5 protein-coding genes are annotated in these 6,209 nt (G+C 72.0%); 1 reads left to right on the forward strand and 4 read right to left on the reverse strand.

Translation table 11 applies throughout. The features are described from left to right. Window positions 1-338: 338 nt before the first annotated feature. From ACFY32_RS27850 to ACFY32_RS27865, 4 genes are read right to left on the reverse strand one after another with little or no spacing between them, the layout of a single operon-like run. Complete coding sequence (locus tag ACFY32_RS27850) at window positions 339-1,058, reverse strand: ABC transporter permease (protein WP_359190552.1); 720 nt, start codon at window positions 1,056-1,058, stop codon at window positions 339-341. Window positions 1,059-1,069: 11 nt separating this feature from the next. Then, window positions 1,070-1,981, reverse strand: coding sequence for an ABC transporter ATP-binding protein (locus tag ACFY32_RS27855; protein ID WP_359190550.1), 912 nt, complete (start codon window positions 1,979-1,981; stop codon window positions 1,070-1,072). After that, a complete protein-coding gene (locus ACFY32_RS27860; protein WP_359190547.1) occupies window positions 1,978-2,886 on the reverse strand; it encodes an ABC transporter permease in 909 nt (302 codons plus the stop codon). The genes ACFY32_RS27855 and ACFY32_RS27860 overlap by 4 nt, the downstream gene beginning before the upstream one ends. Next, entirely contained in the window at window positions 2,876-3,838 is a 963-nt protein-coding gene (locus tag ACFY32_RS27865) for an ABC transporter ATP-binding protein (protein WP_359190905.1), read from the reverse strand. Before ACFY32_RS27865 ends, ACFY32_RS27860 begins: the two co-directional genes overlap by 11 nt. Before the next feature lie 265 nt (window positions 3,839-4,103). On the opposite strand from ACFY32_RS27865, the gene ACFY32_RS27870 reads away from it, so the two are divergent. Continuing rightward, window positions 4,104-5,861 (forward strand): SDR family oxidoreductase, encoded by a 1,758-nt coding sequence (locus ACFY32_RS27870; RefSeq protein ID WP_359190545.1) that lies wholly within the window; start codon window positions 4,104-4,106, stop codon window positions 5,859-5,861. The last annotated feature ends 348 nt before the right edge of the window (window positions 5,862-6,209 follow it).

A 6,209-nucleotide genomic window follows, 5' to 3' on the forward strand; every position in this document is an offset into this window, starting at 1 on the left:
GGCGGGGCTGAGCGACGGCCCACGGTGGCGTTCGGCTCAGCCCCGCTCGGCCGGTCCCCGGGGGTGGGGCGGTCCACGCGGGCGCGATGCGCCGCGTGCTCGAAGCGACCGCCCCGGGCAGGTCCCGAAGCACGGCGGGCTCGGCGGAGGGTCGGCGGACGCTCCGCAGCCCGCCGCGGGCTGCCCTGCCGGAAGCCGGACATCGCGCCGTGCGGCGGCGACGCCGGCCCCTCTCCCGGTACGCGCGGCCGCCGGCGATCCCGGCGTCCGCGGACCTCACCAGTGTGCGGGCCGCGTCCGGGCGGACGCCACCGGTCAAGCGGCGGTCCGCCCGCCCCTCACTCCTCCCCGGCCAGCGTGAGCGTGCGCAGCTTCTGGCCCGCGTACCAGGTGGCCACGACGGTCACCGCGACCAGCAGGACCGTCGCGGTGGTCAGGCCGACGTCGGAGGTCACCAGGTCGCCCCCGGCGACGTTCTCGGCCACCGCCAGGGACCACTGCTGGACGCTGAGGGTGCGGGCGCCGGGCACCAGGGAGCCGAACAGGGCCTCCCAGACCAGCGCGTAGACGAGCCCGAACACCACCGCGTGCCGGGAGACCGTGCCGAGCAGCAGGAACAGCGCGGCGTACGCGATGGAGGCGACCAGCGCGGCGACGGTGTAGGCGACGGCGATCTGCTGGCCGTTGCCGTTCAGGATCAGGCCCGCGATCATCGTGGGCACCGCGGAGAAGACCATCGTCACGGCGATCGCGACGATCAGCTTGGTGAAGATGATCGTCGGCCGCTTGATCGGCTTGGACAGCAGATACACCACCGAGCCGTCGTCGATCTCCGGGCCGATGGCCCCGGTCCCGGCGATGACACCGATGATCGGCACCATGGTGGCGAGCGCGAAACCGCCCAGGACGTCCGAGGCGGTCTGGTCGTCGGCGCCGGTCAGGGCGCGTACCGCCACCGCGATGACGATCAGCAGCAGGGGCAGGACGCCCAGGATGAGGGCCCGGCGACGGCCGAGCAGGGCCCGGTAGGTGAGCCGGGCGACTGTGGGGTCGTACATTCTTCGGCCTCCTACGCCGCGACGAGATACGAGAAGACGGACTCGAGGGACTCGTCGGACGGCGAGACCGTGAGCAGCCGGATGCCGTGGTCGCGGGCGACCCTCGGCAGCAGGGCCGTGAACCGGCCGAAGTCGACGGCCTGGACGCGCAGCGCGCCCTCGGCCAGGTCGACCTCGATGCCGGACGTCGACGGGTCGGCGATCAGGGCCGCGGCGAGGGCCCGGTCGTCGCTGGAGCGGATGAGGTAGCGGTGCGGCCGGTCGGTCATCAGTCGGCGGATCTTGCGGAAGTCGCCGCTGGCCGCGTGCCGTCCGGCGACGACGACCTCGATGTGCCAGGCGAGCTGCTCGACCTCTTCGAGGATGTGCGAGGAGAACAGGACGGTGCGGCCCTCGTCGCCCATGCGGCGCAGCAGGTCCATGAGCTGCATCCGCTGGCGCGGGTCCATGCCGTTGAACGGCTCGTCCAGCAGCAGGAGCGAGGGGTCGTGCACGAGGGCGCTCGCCATCTTCACGCGCTGGCGCATGCCCTTGGAGTACGTGGCGATCTTGCGGTCCTGCGCGTACTCCATCTCGACGGTGGCCAGCGCCCGCTGGGCGGCCTGGGCGCCGAGGCCGTGGAGTTCGGCGTTGGCGAGGACGAACTCCTTGCCGGTGAGGAAGTCGTACATCGCCTCGCGCTCGGGGACGATACCGATGTGCCGGTAGATGGCCTCGTTGCGCCAGACCTGCTGTCCGTCGAGGGTGACGGTGCCGGTGGAGGGGGCGAGGAAGCCGGCCATCATGTTGATGAGGGTGGACTTCCCGGCGCCGTTGGGGCCGAGGAGGCCGGTGACGCCGGGGCCGATCGTCATGGTGACGTCGTTGACGGCGACCACGTTGCCGAACCACCGGGAGACGTGGTCGATGCTGAGGGTTGTCACAGCCCCACCTTCTTGTAGCGGCGGATCAGCAGACCGTAGGAGCCGGCGATCAGGCCGAGGGTGACGAGGACGTAGACCAGGCCCTCGGCGGTCGACGGGCCGCTGCCGCCGGGGAAGCCGGAGGTCGCGCCGAGGAACGCGGTCTGCACGCCGTCGATGAGGGTGATCGGCGAGAACAGGCCGATCCAGGCGATGGCGCCGGAGCTGTCCTGGACGTCCGCGATGGCCTGGAGGGTGGAGACCGCCCCGTAGGGGATGGTCAGTACGGCGATGACGGCGGCGATGCCGAAGCCGCGGCGCGGGGTGACGGAGGCGACGACCAGGCCGATGCCGGCGAAGAGCAGCGAGAGCAGTGCCACGGAGACGAGTCCCTGCGCGAATCCCTTGGTCTGGTCCGCGAAATCGAGTTTGGCGAGCAGGGCGCCCACATAGAGGACGAGCAGCGGCGCGGCGGTCAGCAGGAACAGCGCCGAGGTCAGGGCCGCGAACTTGGCGCGGACGTAGTCGGTGGTCTCGATGGGCCGCGAGAAGTACAGCGGTACGGTCTTGAAGCGCAGGTCGCGGGAGACCGCCTGGGGTGCCTGGGAGGCCAGGTAGAGGCTGATCACGGCCTGCAGCACGACGGCGTACGTCGTGTACTTCAGCGGCAGCTCGTCCGCCTTGGTGGCGACGGACACCGCGACCATGATGCCCGCGGGCAGGCACATCACCGCGAACAGCAGCATCGGCAGCACCTTGGTCCTGGCCGAGCGGCCGAGGCCGTAGGCGCCGCGCAGGGACTGCGAGTACAGGGAGCGGCGGGCGTAGCCGCGGCCGAGGCGGGGGCCGTCGTAGCCGCGGTAGCCGATGTTGTGGATGCGGGTCTGGTCGCCCGCCGCGGCGGGTGCGGGCTGTTCAGTTGCCATGGCCGACCGCCTCCTTCCGCTCCGCGTCGCTGTCCTTGAAGACCTCCGAGATGTGGTGCCGGCGCTGCTCCATGCGCACCAGGCCCAGTCCGAGGTCGGTGATCACGTCCCGGACCAGGTCGTACGTCTCCTCGCCGGTCGTGGTGAGCAGCAGTACCCGGCCCGCGCCGGGCAGCCCGCTGCCGTCCTCGACGCCCACCCCTCGCGCGTGGAGCGCGTCGCGCACCGCGCGGGTGCCGTCGGGGTGCTCGTCGGTGTCGGTGACCTCGATGGCGAGGGTCGTGGTGGTCTGGGTGAAGTCCGTGGTGGAACTGGCCCGCAGCAGCTTGCCGCCGTCCACGACGACGACGTGGTCGCAGGTGCGTTCGAGTTCGCCCAGCAGGTGCGAGGTGACCAGGACCGAGATGCCGAAGTCGGTGTGGATGCGCCGGATCAGGCCGAGCATCTCGTCGCGGCCGACCGGGTCGAGGCCGTTGGTGGGCTCGTCCAGGAAGACCAGCCGCGGGTCGTGCACCAGGGCCTGGGCCAGCTTCACGCGCTGCTTCATGCCGGTCGAGTAGCCGCCGATGGGGCGGTAGCGCTCCTCGTACAGGCCGACGTGGCGCAGGGTGTCCGCGGTGCGTTCGCGGGCGGCGGTGGGCGGCAGGCCGGACATGCGGGCCATGTGCACGACGAACTCGGTGGCCGAGACGTCGGGCGGCAGGCAGTCGTGCTCCGGCATGTAGCCGACCTGCTCGCGGATGGCGGCGCCCTTGCTGGCGACGTCGAGTCCGAGCACTTCGGCGCGGCCTTCGGTGGCCGGGGAGAGGCCCAGCAGAATTTTGATGAGCGTGGACTTGCCGGCCCCGTTGGCTCCGACGAGACCGGTCACACCCGGTCCGACGTCCACGGTGAGCCGGTCAAGAGCGGTCACCCGGGGGAACCGCTTGCTCAGGCTTTCGGTCGCGATCACAGTCACATCCCTGACGGTAGTGACGGGCGCCACGCCGGTCGTCAGCCCGCAGGGCCGTCTTGGTGTCCGCCTCCAGTCGTACGGGACCTTAGGGGGAGCCCTGCTTCAGGGCTACGGCCCGGGGTCGGGGTCGGGGTTGAAGTGAGGGTGAGGGTGGGACTCGGGTGCGGGCGCGGCTCGGATGCGGGCGCGGCGAGCCTGTTGACGTTGCGTCTAACAACTGGAAGATTCGGCGGCATCGCGCGGGCGGCCGGACGGAGGAGACGTGACGGGATTCGAGGGCGCGAGGGTGCGCCGCGTACGGACGGGCGGGGTCGAGCTGTGCGTGGCCGAGCTGGGCGACCCGAGGCGGCCGACCGTGCTCCTCGTCCACGGCTACCCGGACAGCAAGGAGGTCTGGTCGGAGGTGGCCGACCGCCTCGCCGACCGCTTCCACGTCGTCGCGTACGACGTCCGCGGCCATGGCCGGTCGACCGCGCCGCGTCCGCTGCGCGGCGGGTTCACGCTGGAGAAGCTGACGGACGACTTCCTGGCCGTCGCGGACGCGGTGAGCCCGGACCGGCCCGTGCACCTGGTCGGCCACGACTGGGGCTCGGTGCAGTCCTGGGAGTTCGTCACCGTCGGCCGCACCGAGGGCCGGATCGCGTCCTTCACCTCGATGTCGGGCCCGTCCCTGGACCACTTCGGGCACTGGATCGCCCGGCGCGTGAAACGGCCCACCCCGCGCCGGGTCGGCCAGTTGCTCGGCCAGGGCGCCAAGTCCTGGTACGTCTACCTGCTGCACACGCCGGTGCTGCCCGAACTGGCCTGGCGCGGCCCGCTCGGCAAGCGCTGGCCGGGCCTGCTGCGCCGCCTGGAGGACCTGCCCGCCGGTGACTACCCGACCGCGTCCCTGCCCACCGACGCGGCACACGGCGCGTGGCTCTACCGCGACAACGTACGGCCCCGGCTGCGCCGCCCGCGTGCGGACGCCCGCGCCCACGCGCCCGTGCAGCTCGTCACGCCCCTGGACGACGCGTTCCTCTCCGAGCGGCTCTACGACGGCCTGGAGCAGTGGGTGCCGGAACTGACCCGGCGCACCCTGCCCGCCAAGCACTGGGTGCCGCGCACCCGGCCCGACCTGCTCTCGACCTGGATCACCGAGTTCGTCACCGCCGTCGAGGGCGGCCGGCCCGAGGTGGCCGGGCGCGGACGGCACTCCGACCGGTTCGGCGGCCAGCTCGTGCTGGTCACCGGGGCGGGCGGGGGCATCGGCCGGGCCACGGCACGCGCGTTCGCCGAGGCCGGGGCGCGGGTGGTCGCCGTCGACCGGGACGGCGAGGCCGCGGCCCGCACCGCCGAGCTGGCCCGCTCGTCCGGCGCGCCCGCCGCGTGGGCCGAGACCACCGACGTCTCCGACGAGCAGGCGATGGAGAAGCTCGCCGAGAAGGTCGCCGCCGAGTACGGCGTGGTCGACGTGCTGGTCAACAACGCCGGGATCGGCCTGTCCGGCTCCTTCTTCGACACCACGCCGGAGGACTGGAAGAAGGTCCTGGACGTCAATCTGTGGGGCGTCATCCACGGCTGCCGGCTGTTCGGCGGGCGGATGGCCGAGCGCGGACAGGGCGGCCACATCGTCAACGTCGCCTCGGCGGCGGCCTACCAGACCTCCCGCGCGCTGCCCGCGTACAGCACCTCCAAGGCGGCGGTGCTGATGCTGAGCGAGTGCCTGCGCGCCGAGCTGGCCGGCCGGGGCATCGGGGTGACCGCCGTCTGCCCCGGCCTGGTCGACACGGGCATCACCTCCACCGCGCACTTCGCCGGGGTCGACGCCGAGGAGGAACGGCGGCTGCGGCGGCGCACGGCCCGCCTGTACGGGCTGCGGAACTATCCGCCGGAGAAGGTCGCCCGCGCGATCCTGGACGCGGTGGTGCGGGACCGGGCCGTCGTGCCGGTGACGCCCGAGGCGCGCGGGGCCCGGCTGCTGTCGCGTTTCCTGCCCCGGGCCCTGCGGGCGCTCGCCCGCGTCGAACCACCGCTGTAGGGGCGGGAGTTCTCCACAGCCGTCCCCAATTCCGCTGTGGATAACTGCGTTTGCTGTGGATCAAACCTCACCGGCGAACCCGTTCGCGTGACGCGCGTCTCTTTCGGCACACACCGGCCGGGTGAACCGACGGGACGAGGGGAGCACCGGCACCTCGGACCGACGGAAACGAGGAGAGTACCGGCACCTCGGACGGACGCGGCAGTGATCAGGGGGGCCACGGACGTTTCACGTGAAACCGGTGACGCGGCTTAGAGGTCCTAACAGAAGTTATTGATCAAGTAACCATCAGCCTGTCTGCTCGTTGGTCGGGTCGTGGGGAAGCGGGAGTCGCGGCCGTGGATCGTG

Source organism: Streptomyces sp. NPDC000134 (assembly GCF_042899225.1).
GTDB lineage: Bacteria > Actinomycetota > Actinomycetes > Streptomycetales > Streptomycetaceae > Streptomyces.